Origin of the sequence: Dyadobacter arcticus, assembly GCF_011762185.1 — a bacterium.
In the GTDB taxonomy this organism is placed as follows: Bacteria; Bacteroidota; Bacteroidia; order Cytophagales; family Spirosomataceae; genus Dyadobacter; species Dyadobacter arcticus.
Genome location: NZ_JAASQJ010000001.1, coordinates 101881 through 120753, shown reverse-complemented (window position 1 = coordinate 120753; position 18873 = coordinate 101881). Strand labels below are relative to the sequence as shown.

The window sequence follows — 18873 nt, the reverse complement described above, 5'->3', positions numbered from 1 at the left end:
ATTAAATTGATTTATTACGATTAAAGTGATATATAAAGCTGCTCGATTACTGATAATACTCCCACTCTGCCTCAGGAAGATAGTCCACGAGCGTTTGAGGAGATTTGCTAACCGCTACCCGTCCTGACCTTACAAATTCAAGGATTTCGTGCGGTTTGATGTAGTCAAAAAACTGAAAAATTTCCTCCTCAGTACCCGTTTTCTGTATAATTACATAGGTAAGGTGCCAATAGACTACCCAGGCTTTGTAAACTTTGTTAATGGTCTCAATGTCAATCGGTTTTGCGCCAATTGGTGTTGAAACTTTGAATAACGCGATCTCATTGTATGCGATATCGTCATTCAGATAGCCAAAAACAGCCAGTACCTCAATTACTTTACGGATCTGGCGAACAAGTTTTTCAACTGCCTCTCTCGATTCGTGGCGAATGACGATTGTAAATCTTGAAATACCCTTCCGTTCTGTTTCAGAAACCGTCAGGCTCTCAATGTTGATCCGTCTGCGGGTAAGGATCGTGGTAATCTTATTCAGAATACCAATCGTATTTTCTGTAAAAACACAAATGGTGTATGTTGTCATAATTGCCTTGGTTATACGATTATTCTAATCTGATATCGGCCACGCATGCACCCGTAGGAACCATTGGAAACACATTTTCTTCCTTCTCAACCAAAACTTCCAGCAGATAAGGCTTGTCCGAAGCCAGCATTTTGTCCAACGACGCATTCAGATCTTCGCGAGCGCCACAGGTATGGCCATCAATGCCAAAACCTTTTCCTATGGTGATGAAATCAGGATTTTGCAGTTCAACAAATGAATATCGTTTCTGGTGAAACAGCTGCTGCCACTGACGCACCATCCCAAGGAAATTGTTATTAAGGATGATGATTTTAACAGGCAACCCGCTCTGCGCAATGGTACCCAGTTCTTGAATGGTCATTTGAAAACAACCGTCGCCGATCATTGCAACTACCTCACGGTCAGGAGCGCCGACTTTGGCCCCAAATGCTGCAGGCAATGCATAACCCATTGTTCCCAATCCACCTGAGGTAATAAATGAGTTTGGTTTCTTAAATTGGTAGTAACGTGCAGTCATCATTTGGTGCTGACCAACATCCGCAACAATCACAGCTTCACCTTTTGTTTTGTTAGAAAGTGTGCGGATTACTTCCGCCATTTTGATTTTTTCGGTCGTTGGTGCCAGTTCGGGTTGCGTGATTTTTTCGTCCTCAATTTTATCGTATTTCTTGAACTCAGCTTTCCAGGCTTCGTGATTGTTTTCTTTAATAAGCGGAAGCAGCATTTCCAATGCGATTCTTGCATCACCAACCACCGGTGCTTCTGCCTTCACGATTTTATCAATTTCAGAGGGATCAATTTCGATGTGAACGACTCTGGCTTGTTTGGCATAACGGCTTAAATCTCCGGTTACCCGGTCGTCGAAACGCATACCAACTGCAATGATCACGTCACATTGATTGGTTAGAACATTTGTTCCATAGTTACCATGCATTCCCAGCCAGCCCACATAATTAGGGTGATCACAAGAAATGGATGACAATCCCAAAAGGGTCGAGGCAGCCGGTATGTCTGTTTTTTCAAGAAATTTCAATAACTCGTTTTCGGCATTCGCAATTTGAACACCGTGTCCAAAAAACAAAAACGGACGCTTGGCTTCGTTGATTAGTTTGGCAGCGGCTTCAACTTGTTCTTGTTTTGGAGACAGCCGTGGACGATAGCTGATCAGGTTTTCACATTTTTTATATGAAAATGATTTTGACATCAATTCCTGTTGCGCATTTTTGGTAATGTCTATCAACACAGGTCCTGGACGGCCTGATTTGGCAATATAAAATGCCTTAGCTATGATTTCAGGCACCTCGTCCGCGCGGGTAATCTGATAATTCCACTTAGTGATCGGAATGGTAATTCCAATGACGTCCGTTTCCTGGAAAGCATCGGTTCCGAGCAAATGTGCGGCCACCTGCCCCACAACACACACCATTGGAGTAGAATCAATAATCGCATCCGCAATTCCGGTAACCAGGTTCGTAGCGCCTGGGCCCGAAGTAACCAGACACACGCCAACCCTTCCGGTCATTCTTGCAAAACCTTCCGCAGCATGCGCCGCTCCCTGCTCGTGACGTACCAGAATATGATTGATCTCTTCCTGATAATCATAAATAGCATCGTACACCGGCATAATCGCCCCGCCAGGATACCCGAAGATTGTCTCGACGCCCTCCTTGATCAGCGATTGGATCAATGCATGTGAACCATTGATCAGTTCCGGTTTTATAGCGGAAACGACAGGCTCGGCGACCTGAATTGTTTGTGTTTGATTTTCATTAAATTCCATGACTCGTCTTTTTATTAGTCTACTGAATTTTCTTGGATCATCCCGTATTTTTTACGCTTCGTCCGTTACGCAACCTTCACTGGCTGATTTAACTGTCCTGATATATCTTCCCAGCATTCCTTTTGTAAATAGCGGCGCTGGCTGGACCCATAATGCTTTACGTGCAGCCATTTCCTCGTCAGAAATATGCAAGGTAAGCTGACGTGTATTGGCGTCAATGGTTATGCGGTCGCCGTCTTTTACCAATGCAATCGGTCCGCCATCGAATGCTTCCGGCGTAATGTGGCCAACAACAAATCCATGTGTACCTCCGGAAAAACGACCGTCGGTGATCAATGCAATTTTGTCCCCCAATCCAGCGCCCATTACCGCAGAAGTAGGTTTCAACATTTCCGACATCCCAGGACCACCTTTCGGGCCCGAATTACGGATTACCACCACCTGTCCGGCCTTGATCTCACCTTTGGAAAGCATGGTAATAATCTCCGATTCATGCTCGCAAACCTTCGCCTCTCCGTCAAATGTCATCCCTTCCTTACCCGTAATTTTCGCTACCGCGCCATTGGGTGTGAGGTTGCCATACATAATCTGAATGTGTCCGCTTGGCTTAATAGGTGTTTCGAGCGGCAAAACCATTTTCTGATTTTCAAAATTCAGATCGGGTGCTTCTGCAAGATCTTCGGCCAAAGTTTTACCGGTTACGGTAAGGCACTCACCATGGATTAAGCCTTTGGAATATAAATATTTCATGACAGCAGGAACACCACCGATGCCCAGCAAATCCTCCATATAGTATTTACCACTTGGTTTCAAATCCGCAATAAAAGGAACGCGATCCGAAATTTCCTGGATATCATCTAATGTGAGTGGAAGCCCCGCTGAACGCGCGATTGCCAGATAATGAAGCGCTGCATTTGTTGATCCTCCTAGTGCCATAACCACAGTCAAGGCGTTTTCGAGAGACTTTTTAGTAATAATATCTTTTGGCGTAAGATTGAGTTCCAGCAATTTTTTCATTGCTGCTCCTATTTTTTTACACTCCTCCTGTTTGCCTTCGTGCGTTGCAGGATAAGAGCTGCTAAATGGCAAACTCAATCCCATAGCTTCAATAGAAGCTGCCATGGTGTTTGCAGTGTACATTCCGCCGCACGCGCCCTGGCCTGGAATCGAATTTTGTATTACCCCTTTAAAATCTTCGTCAGAAATATTGTTTGCAAACTTCTTACCCAATGCCTCAAATGCGGAAACGATATCGAGTTTTTGCCCTTTATAATGTCCTGAACGAATGGTACCGCCATAAACCATGATTGCTGGCCGGTCCAGACGCGCCATCGCCATCACAGCTCCGGGCATATTTTTGTCGCAGCCAACTACTGCAATTACACCATCATACCATTGCGCAGAAACAACTGTTTCGATGGAATCAGCAATAATATCGCGGCTTGGCAAGGAATATCGCATCCCGTCATTTCCATTCGTCATTCCATCAGAAACACCGATGGTATTGAAGATCAAACCGACCATATTATTGGCAGTTACACCTTGCTTTACATAAACAGATAAGCCATTTAGGTGCATGTTACAAGGGTTGCCCTCGTAACCTGTACTTGCGATACCTACCTGAGGTTTAGCAAGATCCTCCTCTTTTAGACCAATGCCATAAAGCATTGCCTGAGCAGCCGGGTTAGTAACTTCCTGGGTTAGGGTTTTCGAAAATCTGTTTAATTCTGTCATGGTGAATTTATAAGATATTAAAACACCTCACTCCGTGCGGTGAGTGAGGTGTCAACTATGTAATCATCCCACTCAATTGGTTGCCGCCGCGGCTGTTCGCGTGGGAAGACGAAGAACAATTAAAATGACGAATCTCACTTGGATAGCGGAACCATTAGATTTAGCGAAATTTCGCTAATTTATTTTTTATTACAAATTAGACCCCTATCTTTTTATTTTCCAAACATTATGCCGTTTTATTGTGAATTTTCTATGATAAATACCAAATTTGATCAAGGGAAATTGCAATAATGGGAAAATATTTAATTTTGATTTTTATAAAACACCAATCAAATGCAAACAACAGAATCGTCCTCAAACTATAATGATCTTGAAAAAATGAGTATCGGTCATATTCTGACATCCATTAATCAGGAGGATCAGACAGTCCCGGACGCAGTTAAGAAATCTATCCCGCAAATAGAAGCCCTTGTAGGACAAATTGTCTCGAGGATGCAAAAAGGGGGCCGGTTGTATTACATCGGCGCAGGTACAAGCGGACGGCTGGGCGTAGTGGACGCATCCGAATGCCCGCCAACTTTCGGTGTTCCGTTCGATCTGGTGGTCGGAATCATTGCAGGTGGGGATACCGCAATCAGGAAGGCTGTTGAAAACGCAGAAGATGATGATAAACAGGCGTGGATTGATTTGGCTACTTATCAGCCTGGCGAAAACGATACTTTGGTTGGAATTGCTGCTTCGGGTAGGACTCCTTATGTAATTGGCGGGTTAAATAAAGCCCGGGAGGCTGGCTTGTTAACTGGTTGCATTGTCTGTAATGATGGTTCTGCGGTCGCAAAGGCGGCTGAATTTCCTGTCGAAGTTGTAGTAGGACCTGAATTTATGACAGGAAGCACCAGAATGAAATCAGGAACTGCCCAGAAGCTGGTTTTGAATATGATTTCGACAGCGGTGATGATCCGCCTGGGCAAAGTGAAAGGGAATAAGATGGTTGACATGCAGTTAACCAACGAAAAACTGGTACATCGTGCACACCGGATGATCATCGAAGAACTGAGCGTTTCACCAGAAGAAGCTGAATCGCTTTTGAATGAACATGGAAGTGTTCGTGCTGCGATCAATGCTGTGAAAAGATGATCACAGAAAAACGAAAATCCCTGGAAAGCGATGCCTCCCAGGGATTTTCGTTGATATTTTCATATCAATAATCTGAATAATCAGTCGGATAAAGGAACAAAGTAATGTTCTTTGAAACGTTGTTCTGATACTCGGGCATTGTCTTCACTTTACCCCATTCGGCATCGTCGGAAAACGATTTCCAATGCGCATCCCGCGAAGCTTTATCTGAAAAGGTGGTCAGATACATCAGATTCGGCATGGTAGCTCCCGAAATTACTTCTCCATAAAACACAGCATTAAAGCCCAATCGATTAAAAATGCCAATTTCATTTCCTGCATTAAATTGCTTTACCTTGTTCCAATGGATTTTTTCGGTATGTGCTTCATAACTTCTTAGCTCATAAATACGCTCATTACGCGGCGTCGAAAGGGTAGGCTTTTTTAGCATTGGGCTGTTTTCGAAAGCACGTAAAACGGTCGACTGAATCCGGGAGTAAGGAGGATTTTTATATTCAGCGTCAATGTAGTCCTTTCCGGCAGACTGGTAGGCTGCGTCTTTTTCCAATTCTTTTGGGACAGAAAGCAACTGATCCAGCGATTTTAAAGGTATCAAGACATAAATAAGTTTTCCTGCGGAAGTATCAGAAGAAACAGGCTTAAATACGCCAATATCTTTAATCCCGGCACGGTGCATGGCAGGTATAAAGGCATCTTTTAAATAATTTTCAACGCGGGTTTCCTGATCTTGCCCTTTTAAATGATAAAGCTTGATCTGGTAGTATTCTCTTTTCGGAGCAGCTGCATTTGCACATAGTGTAATCAGGCAAAGCGCCAGAGAAACAAAAATCTTGGTTCTTTTAAATTTAGAAATCATAAGTTGGATCAAAGAAATATTGATGTTGTAATTGGAAAAGACCAATATTAACTCGCTTTACCCTTATACTGCTTATCAATTAAGAATTTTGCAGATCAGAATTTCGGGCAGGAAAGCTGCCTTTTGCTGCTTTTGGAGCGTTTTGGCTTTGGATCCAGTGGTGGGAAAATGTAGGAGAGCGAAATTTCGTGCGCACCGCCGCTTCCCGTACCCAATGTGGAGATTGTCAGGTCATAACTGTAACCAATGGAGAATTTGTCCTGACGAAATCCTGCTAGAAAGATAAGCGATTCGTGATTATTAATGTTCTGCTCGTACTTTTTGAATGGTATCCCACGATACCAGGCTCCTAAAACCAGGGGTTCAATGGTCACATATAATCCCGCATCAAACTGATCGTATTTCCCTTGCTTTTTGTACATAATTGCGGGAGAGATGGTCTTTTCTTTATCAATTTCATCCCCAAGAAAAGTATATCCTGCAAAAGGAATACGCAACCCCGCCTGCAAACTAGCCTTAACAGGAAGTCGCGCTTCCGATATGGAAGAAAATGCCTGATTCGGCCTGTTAAGGTGATGAGCAGACAATCCGGCCCAGTACCAATCCGAGTATAACATCATTCCGGCACCAAAATCGGCATAAAAAACATTTGGTCCCCCTTTCGCAAACGGATCTTCCGATGGTTGCCCCGTAAGTCCGCCATTATCATACTGATCTCCGAAAGTGAGTCCAAAGTAATCGAGCGTGCGGGAAGCAAAACCTCCCTGAATGCCAAGCCGAAGAGACGTAAGATCATTCAGTTGGATCTGATAGGAATATTGCAATGCCGCCTCGGTGGATTTTAAATTACCCAAACCCTGACTGTCCATCGTCACCAATACACCCACCCCGCTATTGAAATTGGAGAAAAACGCATCCGCGCCAAATGATGTTGTTACAAAATTCGCCGAAAGTGAAGGCCATTGATTACGGTAATTGATTGTGGCACGTGGCGCCAGGGCACCACCTGCAAGAGCGGGGTTCAGATATAACGGATTGGCGTAGAATTGAGAGAACTGCGGGTCCTGGCTCCAACCTTTCACGCAAAGCAGTGTCAACAAAAAAAGGCAAAGTATACGCTTGCTCATATATTTAACTTATCGCCGCTATAAAATGCGGTTAGGTTACGGGCTCTAAAATTTTACCCAATTTAATTTAACAAAATATCTTCAAATTGCGTATTAATATTCAAATTAGAGAGGTTTTAACGACAATAACCCGCAAAATTTTAGCATTTTATTTTCGTTAGTATTGTCGGGTAACCTGAATATTAAATGTGGTGGGTAGGGGTGTTTGAACAAGTAACGAAACATGGGGCGAATTTATAATAAGTACCAACAAATTTTTTGTTGTTTTTTCTTTCTTATGCTGTGCTCAACAGCATATGTAAAGGCGCAAGCTCCATTCCTGGTGCAAAATCAATGCATGCAAAATCCCGATTGCGCGGATTCCACTTCATTTCGTGATACCTTAAGTACCGCCAGGACGTGGCGATGGAGTTTTGGCGACGGCGGTGCCGTTGATACACGTCGAAATGCCCAACATTCCTATATGGCTCCTGGTGCCTATACTGTTACACTGGTACGTACAATACAGGGCGGTGCATCTCAAACAGTTTCTCAGGTAATCCAAGTCGGTAAGCTTCCTCCCTCTTTTCAGGAGTGGAAGACAGACACAACAATTTGTCCGGGCGATACACTTATCCTGGATCCTTATCCAAATGGCGCTCCCGATGGTGCCAGGTTTGTATGGTATCCAAAAGGTGATACGACGCAGACTTTGAATGTGGACAGTTCAGGCTGCTATTCTGTGGAGGTTATCCTGCCAAATGGCTGCAAAATCCAGGACCGTATCAATGTTAAAATTTGTATGGAGCCTGCCAATCAGGAGGGGGCCAAATGGTTTTTCGGAGGAAATGCAGGACTTGATTTTTCCAACAATCCACCCACACCCATCACAGACGGAAAACTGAATACGCCGGAGGGAACGTCGGCTATTGCAAATTCCAAAGGACAGCTCTTGTTCTATTCGGATGGTATAACGGTTTGGAACAAGAATGGCGATGTTATGCCCTGTTTTTCAGGGACTTGTGTGCCGATGAAGGGAAGCCCGAATTCGACGCAATCCGTCCTCATTGTGCCCCAACCTACCTGTAAAGGCTGTGAATATCTTTTCAATATTTTCACTACCTCTGATATCAACGGCGAAAAACTGCTGACGGTAAGTGTTGTGGATATGCGCAGGAACAATGGACTCGGCGCGATCATTGAACAAAACACAACGCTTCAGCAACCAACAACTGAACGTATAGTATCTGCCCGTAACAATCGCGACAGTACTTACTGGGTAATTTCTCACGACTACGGAACAAATAAATTCCGGATTTTTCATGCAACCACAGGCGGTCTTGTCGAAACCAGTTCGCCAGCATTGGGAATGGCGCATGATAGCCTGAATAAAGCGGAAGGATACATGAAGTTTTCCTCTCCAGATAGCGCAACCGGTCAGCGGAGACTAGCCGTGATTATTCCCGGCCCCCCCAGAAACTACGTCGAGCTTTTTAATTTTGACGATTCGACCGGTGTACTTACTTATGATAAAAAGATAGACCTCGGGCCGGCCCCGCCTATTGCATATGGAATTGAGTTCTCCCCGACGGGAGAGAAAATGTACATATCCTTCCAGGGAGAAAACGGGACCAGTTCCTATCTGAAACAATATGATTTGACGCTGCCGGACAGTCTTTTGGAGGAGACTGCCATTACCATCGACAGCTCTGCGACCCGAAAGTTTGGAGCACTTCAATTCGCCCCTGATGGAAAGATTTACATGGCCATTGAGGGCAGTGAATATCTTGCGGTAATTGGTGAACCAGAAGGAAATTCTCTGACCGGAGTTGAATACGAAAGAGATGGAGTGAACCTGGGCGGAAAAAACAGTCAGTTAGGTCTTCCTAATATGGTGCAGGATTTCACTCAGGAAGCGTCTGGACCTGGTTTTGAAGCCGATGGTTTTTGTACCAATGAACCGACTACATTCCAGGCAAGCCCGATTTGCGATCCGATAGAAGATACTTACCAGTGGGATTTCCTTGGGGATGGAAGCTTTACGGCTCCTTCAAAGGAAACGAAAGCAACCTATACCTACACGCAGCCAGGCACATATATGGTGAGAATGCGTGCGACCAATAAATGTAAGGACACAACCATAATCCAGGAAGTTACCATTTACGAAACGCCACCGCAGATCAATTTGGGTGCGGATAAAGATACCTGTGGCAACTTTGTTCCCCTGGATATGAATGTTCAGGCGGAAGTTTATGCCTGGATTCACCGTGGAAGGGTTGTAGGCCGCCAGAAAACTTATAATGCAATTGCAACTGGCCGCTACATCGCAGTAGCATTTAATGGCCCACAAGGAGAATGTTTTTCTGCTGACACCATCGAAATTACACTTCGTAGGCCGCCAGCATTCTCGATTGGTCCCGATACAACCTTATGCCGCGACAGCTCTATCGTATTGGAAGTACAAAGTGAAAGATGGATTGAGTTTAATTGGAGTAATGGAGAAAAAACCAGGGAAGTTACAATTGGTCAGCCAGGCACCTACTTTGTAATTGTTAGAGACAGAAACGATTGCTTTAATTCTGATACCATTCAGGTTGTAGAGTTACCGTCACCAATCCTTAATCTTGCCCCTGAAAATATGATCTGTATCCCCGATGGGCAGTTTGTCACGTTAGATGCAGGCGGGGTCGGACAGCTATCTTATTTATGGCCAAAGTCGGGTGATACAACACGAACGATTACGGTCAATCAGGAAGGTGTATATGTAGTTAGGGCAACAAATGCGGTGGGCTGTGTCACCGAGCAATCAACCAATGTCCTTGACAAATGCGAGCCAAGGTTCTTCATTCCCGACGCATTTACTCCTGACGGAGAGGGGCGTAATGAAATATTGGAAATTTTTGGAGCTTACTATACCAATTTCCAAATCCGGATATATAACCGTTGGGGTGAGGTCATTTATGCCACCAATAACCTCGAAGAACGCTGGGATGGCACTTACAAAGGCATCAAAGTCCTGCCGGGAGCCTACCCATATGTCTTATCATACGAGAGTCTTTACTATCCCGAACGCGCACCAATTATGAAACGCGGCTCTGTAATGGTCATCAGATAATCTTCTTTTTGCAGATTAAAACAGCTATTTTTGATTAAATCATTGTTTTAATCTGCACTTCATTATGCGTCAGGATTACCTGTCCGGAGATAAAGAAAACCTTTCTAACACTGAAAAAGAGATCGAGCGCGCCTTGCGTCCCCTCACTTTTGAAGACTTCACTGGACAGGATAAAATTCTCGAAAATCTGAAAGTTTTTGTGCAGGCAGCAAGGCAACGGGGTGACGCCCTAGACCATGTTTTGCTTCACGGCCCTCCGGGATTAGGAAAAACCACCTTATCCAACATTGTAGCAAATGAATTGGGCGCTGGTATCAAAATCACGTCCGGCCCTGTCCTTGATAAACCGAGCGATCTGGCAGGCTTACTCACCAATCTTCAGGAGCACGACGTTCTTTTTATAGATGAAATTCATCGCTTAAATCCCATTGTAGAAGAATATCTATATTCCGCAATGGAGGACTATAAAATCGATATCATGCTCGACAGCGGGCCAAATGCCAGGAGCATTCAAATTGGCCTTAATCCATTCACATTAATTGGGGCTACTACCCGCGCAGGCATGTTAACTTCTCCGCTACGTGCGCGGTTTGGGATCAATGCAAGGCTGGAATATTATGATGCCCAATTGTTGACATCTATCCTAAAACGTTCTGCATCTATTTTGCGAACACCTCTGGAAGATGACGCCGCTTATGAAATCGCACGACGCAGCCGGGGAACGCCAAGAATTGCGAATAATCTTCTTCGCCGTACCCGCGATTTCGCACAAGTAAAAGGAACTGGTCAAATTACCGTGGCCATTGCCGAAATGGCCCTCAAAGCACTGGATGTTGACCAGAATGGGCTGGATGAAATGGACAACCGCATTCTCACAACGATCATCCATAAGTTTAAAGGTGGTCCGGTTGGGTTGTCGACGATTGCAACCGCTTGTGGTGAAGAAGCAGAAACCATTGAGGAGGTTTACGAGCCTTTTTTAATACAGGAAGGTTACATGAAACGCACGTCTCGCGGACGCGAAGTGACTGAAAAGGCATTCAAGCATCTTGGAATTATCCCAAAACACCGATCAGGTGAATTATTCTAACATGATCTCCGTATGAACTTTTAACAAATGCGTGTATATTAAAAATAGAAGTAGTATTTTTGCGGTAAATTACTGACCGCCTCTATGATTGAAGTACTCGTTTCCGAAAAGTTAGTTGTGAGAGTGCCCTGTGCTGTGATTGAACATAACGGAAAGGTACTGGCGGGTCAGCGTAGTCCTGCACTTTCATTTCCTTTAAAATGGGAATTCCCGGGAGGTAAAGCAGAAAAAAACGAATCAGACGAAGAGGCTTTACTTCGTGAAATAAGAGAGGAGCTTAATGTTGAAGTTGAAATAATCCATAAGTTGCCTGTTACATCCAAAGACCAGGGATGGCGTGAAATAATCCTGGTACCATTTGTTTGCCGACTTAATTCTTATCAAATCACATTGACAGAACACGAGCAGATTCTCTGGCTTAAACCAAAAGAATTACCCTCGCTGGACTGGACAGAAGCCGATCTGAATGTGATTGAGAATTATTATGAGTATTTATCTACAAAATAATAGCCTTTCCCCTTTTTTGTTTTCGTCAAATTCCCCGTTCGCGAACACCGGATGTCCGGAGACAAACGTATGCGTTACGCGTGATCCAAAATTTGTGCCCTCAAAAGGGGACCAGCCACATTTAGCGTAAATGTTTGATGTCTCGACCCGGATGTTTGCATTGGTATCTACCAAAATCAAATCCGCATGATATCCTTCCCTGATGTATCCCCTGTCTTTTATCTGAAAACAATCTGCAACTGCATGGCTCATTTTCTCAACAACCCTCTCAATTGAGATTTTGCCAGTTTTACTTAATTCGAGCATTACATTCAGAGTATGTTGGACCAATGGCAAGCCGGAGGGAGCTTGCCAGTAAGGCTGGGCTTTTTCTTCAATTGTATGTGGCGCGTGATCCGTTGCAATCACATCGATTCGGTTGTCAAGCACCGCCTTTAAAATTGATTCCTTATGATGCGGCGCTTTAATAGCCGGGTTACACTTAATTTTGTTTCCCAAATTATGATAGTCCTCCGCATCAAACCACAAATGATGTACACAGGCCTCTGCCGTCACCAATTTCTTTTCTCCATCTGCCAATAAAATCTGCCCATTACGGCGGATACCCGGCTCAAATAAGACAATTTCATCGCCCGTAGATATGTGCAGGATATGCAACCTGGTTTTATATTTATGGGCCAGTGACGAAGCAAACGAGGATGAAATTAGGCAAGCCTCCGCATTCCGGATTAAAGCGTGAATATTATAAGGTACATTGTCCCCGAATTTCTCTTTAAAAAACTCCATTCGTTGTCTTATCGTTGGCTCATCTTCGCAATGTGTGGCAATTAAGCAAGGAGCATTTGCGAAGATCCTTTCCAAAGCATCCGGCGCATCAACCAGCATATTTCCCGTTGAAGAACCCATAAATATCTTGATCCCGCACACATTCGCCGTATCCGTTTTCATCACTTCTTCATAGTTGTCGTTAGACGCCCCCATGAAAAATGAGTAATTGGCAAGGGATGTATTTGCGGCAATCTGATACTTATCTGCAAGTAGTTGTTGTGTCAGCGTATTTGGAACTGTATTAGGCATTTCCATAAATGAAGTTACCCCGCCAGCCACCGCCGCTTTCGATTCGGTGTAAATATTGGCTTTATGAGTAAGCCCCGGTTCGCGGAAATGAACCTGATCATCAATAATCCCAGGCATCAGATACTGGCCTTTAGCATCAATAACCTGATCGGCAGGGATATGCTGTAAATCTTTTCCGATTTTTTTAATGTGACCTTTTTCAATTATCACGTCTAACTCTTGAACAGAGTTTTCATTTACTACCTGTGCATTAACAATAAGTGTTGCCATCCCGGATACGATTTGATGATGTAAAGGTATTCAGTCACTTTGAAATTAATCCACATTACCTCCCAAGAAATGATATTCAAGACTCTTTTAAGCGATTTTATCGACCTCCTGTTTCCGCGTTGCTGTGAAGGTTGTGAGCATTCCTTGGTCGGAAATGAGGAAACATTGTGTACCATTTGCCGTGTCTCGCTTCCAAGGATTGGCCATAACAGCCTGAATCTAGCATCGCTGCAATACAAATTTGTCAATGTTCCCGAAGTGGTATCCTCGCATTCATTTCTCCTCTTTACAAAAAAAGGGAAAGTCCAAAAGTTGTTACACGCATTTAAATATAGGGGGAATAAGGAGGTTGGGATTTTATTGGGATCTATGTTTGGAGAAGAATTGATCGAATCGGGAAGCCTGCCCCCTGCAGATTTGATCATCAGCGTTCCGCTTCATGAAAAAAAGAAAAAAATTCGCGGCTATAACCAGAGTGATTTATTGGCGGAAGGATTTTCACGAGTCACCGGCATCCCCTGGACGGGAACTGCCCTGCAAAGAATCCGGTATACCGAAACACAAACCGGGAAAAGCAAATTGGAACGAAGGGAAAATGTAAAAGGGGTATTTGAAATAAAAGAGAAGCTAGATCAAAAATCTATTATTATTATGGACGACGTGCTAACAACCGGAGCTACGCTTGAAGAATGTGTACAAACATTGCTGATGGCGGGTTGCAAACAATTTTATATTCTTACAATCGCTTTGGCACAGCATTAAAAAACAAAAGCCGCAACCCAAAGGCAGCGGCTCTATATAACATTTAACACTCTTATTCTTTATGACTTCCGGTTGCAATCATTGCACAACGGAAACCTACCATTGCAGTTGCAGAATCCTGAGCCATGTAACGACGTGTTCCTGGTGACAACCAATAAGCAACATCAGCCCATGACCCCCCCTTGAAAACCCTCAACTCATCATCTACAAGTGAATTGCTATTTTTGGAGTCATAATTTTTCGCTTCATCCTGGTAACCATTACGACGGAAGGAGTTCAAATCGTTCACATCGCTATTAGAAAGTGGGCGATAAACATCATAAACCCATTCGCTAACATTTCCCGCCATGTCATACAATCCATTGTCGTTTGCAGGATATGAGCGAATTTCTTGCGTGATAATTGCTCCGTCATTGGACTTACCTGCAATACCAGCGTAATCACCAGAACCACGTTTGAAGTTAGCAAGCATTGTTCCTTGTTTTTTTCCGCGAGGCTGACGCATTGTTGAACCATCCCATGGATAAATTCTCGAGTTAGCCTGGTTCTCATCAGAATATTGTGTTCCGATCATCGCCATTGCAGCGTATTCAAATTCTGCTTCTGTTGGAAGACGGTAAGGAGGCATTACGTAACCACTTTCAATTCTAAGTTGAGGTGCTGGTCCGGCTGCTTCTGCAACAGCTGCATCCGCAGCGGCTGCTTTTTTCTTCTTGCCAAATGACAGCCCTTTTTTCTTCTTGCCGCCTGCTGCTGCTGCACCGGCGCTATTGTTCGCCAAACTCACGGCAGCTGTACGCCAAGCGCAATAATCATTAGCCTGAACCCACGAAACACCAACTACCGGATAAAGGCGGAAACCTGGGTGACGAAGATACATGGTAACATAAGAATCGTTGAACGACAATTCATTGTACCAAACATTGGTGTCCGGTAAAGCTTTTGCGTAAAATTCTTCGGATGAATCCCTTTGAACTGCATTCAAATACTCCAGATAATGGACATTTGCTACTTCGGTCTGATCCATATAAAAGGACTGAATACTGATGGTTCTTTTTGGATTATCCCTTCTGCTCATCACCTCTTCTTCCAGTGAACCCATTGTAAAACGCCCTCCTTCAACATAAACAAGGTCAGGACCTGCTGGTAAGGCTTTGTATTGCTTTACCTCAAAGCCATCTTTGCCATTGTAAGCCAAACCTGTTTTAGAACTGGTTTTACCTGGCTTTAAGCTCGTAGGCCTTTTATTCTTACTACATGAAGTAGCCGCTAATAACACAACCAACATCAACGCGATCGACCGGGTACCCATCTTTTGCATGCAAATCATTGCTTAAAGTGACTTTAAAGTTTGGTATTTTGTAGTATGCGAAACCGCAAATGTATGAAATCAATCGAAAAAACTCTGAAATTATTCAGGACGTTGCATCTCTCTTAGTATAGTTCTGGCCTGGTCAATATTCCTAACATCTTCACAGATCAGCATCAATTTACCTTTTTGATCCTTTAATGCAATCTGTTTCGGGTGTTTTTTAATGTAATCAATCACCTGACCGAACTTGGCTGACTGAAAAAACGCGTCATTCTGCGAAGTAACGAAGTAGCCTTTCATTGTATTGCTCTTTAAAGTTAGTTTTTCAAAGTGCAAAATCTCTGCTTCCCAGCGCAAATGAACCGTTTTTAATAAATTCTGAACCTCAAAAGGAATAGGTCCGAAGCGATCCAGAATTTCCTGTTCAAATTTACTCAGCTCTTCTTCCGTCTCAATATTGTCAAGGCGGGTATATAACGATAGTCTTTCTGAAATATTTTTGACATAAGTCTCCGGGATTAACGTCGCAAAATCCGTTTCGATCTGTGTATCCGGAACCAGGTTTTTAGGAAGCCCCAGGGCGGTTGAGAAAAGGTCTTTGAATTCATTGTTTTTCAACTCCTGCACCGCCTCATCCAGCATTTTATGGTACAATTCGTATCCAAGATCGTTTACAAATCCACTTTGCTCGGCTCCTAGCAAGTTACCCGCGCCACGGATGTCCAGATCACGCATCGCTACTTTGAAACCGTCGCCCAATTCCGAGAACTCTTCCAATGTCTGTAAACGTTTGCGGGAGTCGCTGGCCAATGTTGATACCGACGGGGTCAAAAGATAACAGAATGCCTTTCTGTTGGACCGTCCCACACGTCCGCGCATCTGGTGAAGGTCCGACAAACCAAACATATGCGCCGAGTTGATGATAATGGTATTGGCATTCGCAATATCAATCCCGGATTCAATGATATTGGTAGAAACCAGTACATCATATTCCCCTTCAATAAATGCAACCATTACTTTTTCCAGCTTATCTCCTTCCATCTGCCCGTGTGCCACGCCGATCCGAACGTCCGGGACCAATCGCAAAATAATATTTGCAATCGATTCAATGTCATTAACCCGGTTATGGACAAAGAAAACTTGCCCGCCGCGGCGTACTTCAAAACTCACAGCATCACGGATAAATTCTTCGCTGAACGTATGTACCTCGGTGGTAACCGGCTGACGGTTTGGTGGTGGAGTAGCTATCACAGAAAGATCCCGCGCGCCAAGTAAAGAGAAATGCAGCGTCCGCGGAATGGGCGTGGCCGTTAATGTAAGTACATCCACATTGACACGCATTTCCTTCAACCGGTCTTTCGCTTTTACGCCGAATTTTTGCTCTTCATCAATAACAAGAAGCCCCAGATCTTTGAATTTCACATCCTTATTCAAAATCCGGTGGGTACCAATCAGAATATCAATCCTTCCTTCCTCTACCTCTTTCAATGTATCCTTAATTTGCTTGGTAGACTTAAAGCGATTGATATAACCGACTTTCGCAGGGAAATCGGCCAGGCGTTCGCTGAATGTTTTGAAATGCTGCATCGCTAAAATCGTGGTCGGCACCAGCACGGCAACTTGCTTGCTATCACAAACTGCCTTAAATGCAGCGCGGATGGCAATCTCTGTTTTTCCAAAACCTACATCCCCACAAACCAGCCGGTCCATTGGACTGCCTTTTTCCATATCGTCCTTCACACTGGTGGTAGCCGTGGCCTGATCGGGCGTATCCTCATATATAAAGGATGATTCCAGCTCGGCTTGCATGTAATTATCTGGCGAAAATGGAAAACCGTGCGCCTGTCTGCGTTTCGCGTAAAGCTCAATGAGCTCATGCGCAATATCTTTAAGTTGTTTCTTAACCCTGGATTTCTTGGCTTCCCATTCACCTGAGCCCAGCTTGCTCATTGCAGGCGGCGTACCTTCCTTGCCGGTATATTTCGCGATTTTATGAAGGTTATGCACACTCACATAGAGTAGGTCATTATCCCTATAAATCAGCCTGATCGCCTCCTGCTGCGTTCCGTTTACATCTTTGCGCTCCAAACCCGCAAACCGGCCGATACCATAATCCACATGCGTTACAAAATCCCCTGGCTGCAATGATTTCAGCTCTTTGAGGGTAATCGCTTTGGATTTAGTAAATTTTTCTTTGAGCCTGTATTTATGAAAACGGGCAAATATCTGATGGTCTGTATAGCAAGCCACTTTCACATTGTCATCCACAAAACCCTCCCTCAGGGAAATGTGCATTGGCTGAAATTTTACAAACGGATCCAGATCTTCAAAAATCCTTTCCAGTCTGTCCAGCTGCTTGGGCTGGTCGGCGACAATAATATTAACGTAACCTTTGGACTGATTTTCAGACAAATCGTCTAAAAGCCTTTTGAAATCCTTGTTAAATGATGGTTGCGGCTTGGAGGAATAAGGTAATTTACTTTCTGTTTTGAAATACCCCTTTTTACCAAATTCAATCGTTTTGAACTGCTTAACATGGTTTAAAAAACCTCGGCGCGTTTCGAAAAGGTCCTGGGGATTTGAAACGATCTGAATCCCGCCGCTGGTAACTTCCTGCAACGCTTTTTCAGCTTTTTCAAAACAGTTTTCAATCACTTCTAATGTCAATTCCGCATCTTTGAACCAAACGGCGGTATCTGCTGGCAAAAAGCTGAGAAAAGATTCGCGGGTTTCGTGGGAAAGTTTTTGCTGGATATCAGGGACAATGTTGATTTGTTTGGCCATTTCAATAGAAAGCTGGGTATCCGGATCGAACGAACGAATGCTTTCCACTTCGTCGCCAAACAGCTCTATGCGAAATGGATGTTCATTGGCAAATGAAAATACATCCAGAATCCCTCCCCTGACCGAAAACTGTCCCGCCTCAAAGACAAAGTCAGTGATTTCGAATCCGTAATTTGTAAGAAACTCCGACAGAAATGCAGGATCAAGCTTTTCACCAACTTTGACAGAGAATGTGTTAGCCTTTAACGAACGTTTGTTGATTACTTTCTCAAACAAGGCTTCCGGGTAAGTCACAATCTGCATTGGCGTTGAGCGGCCGACATTGAGTTTATTCAGAATTTCACCACGCATCAGAACATTGGCATTATCCACTTCCTCGTAATGGTAAGGCCGTTTATATGAAGTGGGGTAAAACAAAACCTCTGCTTTGCCAATCAGATTCTGGAAATCGTTGTGAAAATAGGCTGCCTCTTCCCTGTCGCTCAGAACATACAGGGCAGGACTTTTCGCCCGCTGCTGAATTGCCGCCGTCACCACAGCGTCGAGGCTGCCTACCAATCCCTTGATTTGAATATGTGCGGCTTCCGGAGTTTTGGAGGCGATCTGTGTCACCAGCAGATCGAGGTAAGAATCACCTCCATATAGTGTCAATAAGTCTTTAACGTCCAAGTATTTTCAGTAATAGAGCCCTGATTTTAATGAAATCCCGGCAGTGAATGTAAACGCAAAAAGCCGTTTCGGGATAATTCCCCCGACCGGCAAA

13 protein-coding genes are annotated in these 18873 nt (G+C 44.1%); 5 read left to right on the top strand and 8 right to left on the bottom strand.

Annotation, left to right across the window (positions count from 1 at the left end; translation table 11 throughout):
- Positions 1-46: 46 nt before the first annotated feature.
- The 3 genes from ilvN to ilvD are packed head-to-tail and all read right to left on the bottom strand — an operon-like array spanning position 47 to position 4094.
- Positions 47-580, bottom strand: a complete 534-nt coding sequence (gene ilvN / locus FHS68_RS00480) for an acetolactate synthase small subunit (RefSeq protein ID WP_167266105.1) — start codon at positions 578-580, stop codon at positions 47-49.
- A gap of 19 nt (positions 581-599) precedes the next feature.
- The gene (gene ilvB / locus FHS68_RS00475) at positions 600-2360 is read right to left on the bottom strand and encodes a biosynthetic-type acetolactate synthase large subunit (RefSeq protein WP_167266102.1); all 1761 of its coding nucleotides are present in this window, start codon (positions 2358-2360) and stop codon (positions 600-602) included.
- A gap of 51 nt (positions 2361-2411) precedes the next feature.
- Complete coding sequence (gene ilvD, locus FHS68_RS00470) at positions 2412-4094, bottom strand: dihydroxy-acid dehydratase (RefSeq protein ID WP_167266101.1); 1683 nt, start codon at positions 4092-4094, stop codon at positions 2412-2414.
- A 333-nt stretch (positions 4095-4427) separates the two neighbouring features.
- Here ilvD and murQ point away from each other — a divergent pair, with 333 nt between their 5' ends.
- Complete coding sequence (gene murQ, locus FHS68_RS00465; RefSeq protein ID WP_167266098.1) at positions 4428-5231, top strand: N-acetylmuramic acid 6-phosphate etherase; 804 nt, start codon at positions 4428-4430, stop codon at positions 5229-5231.
- Positions 5232-5295: 64 nt separating this feature from the next.
- Here the strand turns inward: murQ and FHS68_RS00460 are convergent, their stop codons facing one another.
- Together FHS68_RS00460 and FHS68_RS00455 are read right to left on the bottom strand one after the other, a co-directional pair.
- Positions 5296-6087 (bottom strand): NIPSNAP family protein, encoded by a 792-nt coding sequence (locus FHS68_RS00460; protein ID WP_167266096.1) that lies wholly within the window; start codon positions 6085-6087, stop codon positions 5296-5298.
- Between the two features lie 95 nt (positions 6088-6182).
- Positions 6183-7214, bottom strand: a complete 1032-nt coding sequence (locus FHS68_RS00455) for a PorP/SprF family type IX secretion system membrane protein (RefSeq protein ID WP_167266093.1) — start codon at positions 7212-7214, stop codon at positions 6183-6185.
- 337 nt (positions 7215-7551) lie between these two features.
- Here FHS68_RS00455 and FHS68_RS00450 point away from each other — a divergent pair, with 337 nt between their 5' ends.
- The 3 genes from FHS68_RS00450 (at position 7552) to FHS68_RS00440 (ending at position 11905) form a co-directional block, all read left to right on the top strand.
- Complete coding sequence (locus FHS68_RS00450; RefSeq protein WP_229211726.1) at positions 7552-10308, top strand: PKD domain-containing protein; 2757 nt, start codon at positions 7552-7554, stop codon at positions 10306-10308.
- A gap of 64 nt (positions 10309-10372) precedes the next feature.
- The gene (gene ruvB, locus FHS68_RS00445) at positions 10373-11398 is read left to right on the top strand and encodes a Holliday junction branch migration DNA helicase RuvB (RefSeq protein ID WP_167266088.1); all 1026 of its coding nucleotides are present in this window, start codon (positions 10373-10375) and stop codon (positions 11396-11398) included.
- Between the two features lie 84 nt (positions 11399-11482).
- Entirely contained in the window at positions 11483-11905 is a 423-nt protein-coding gene (locus FHS68_RS00440) for a (deoxy)nucleoside triphosphate pyrophosphohydrolase (RefSeq protein ID WP_167266085.1), read from the top strand.
- Here FHS68_RS00440 and FHS68_RS00435 read toward each other — a convergent pair.
- Positions 11891-13252 carry a dihydroorotase gene (locus tag FHS68_RS00435; RefSeq protein WP_167266082.1) on the bottom strand — a complete coding sequence of 454 codons (1362 nt, stop codon included), beginning with the start codon at positions 13250-13252 and terminating at the stop codon, positions 11891-11893. The two genes, FHS68_RS00440 and FHS68_RS00435, sit on opposite strands and share 15 nt — an antisense overlap.
- A 69-nt stretch (positions 13253-13321) precedes the next feature.
- On the opposite strand from FHS68_RS00435, the gene FHS68_RS00430 reads away from it, so the two are divergent.
- A complete protein-coding gene (locus FHS68_RS00430; RefSeq protein WP_167266080.1) occupies positions 13322-14014 on the top strand; it encodes a ComF family protein in 693 nt (230 codons plus the stop codon).
- 52 nt (positions 14015-14066) lie between these two features.
- On the opposite strand, the gene FHS68_RS00425 is transcribed toward FHS68_RS00430, so the two are convergent.
- Both FHS68_RS00425 and mfd read right to left on the bottom strand, forming a co-directional pair.
- Positions 14067-15335, bottom strand: coding sequence for an SUMF1/EgtB/PvdO family nonheme iron enzyme (locus FHS68_RS00425; RefSeq protein WP_167266077.1), 1269 nt, complete (start codon positions 15333-15335; stop codon positions 14067-14069).
- Between the two features lie 90 nt (positions 15336-15425).
- Positions 15426-18779: a transcription-repair coupling factor gene (gene mfd, locus FHS68_RS00420; RefSeq protein WP_167266075.1), complete on the bottom strand. Its 3354-nt coding sequence runs from the start codon at positions 18777-18779 to the stop codon at positions 15426-15428.
- Positions 18780-18873 lie beyond the last annotated feature (94 nt).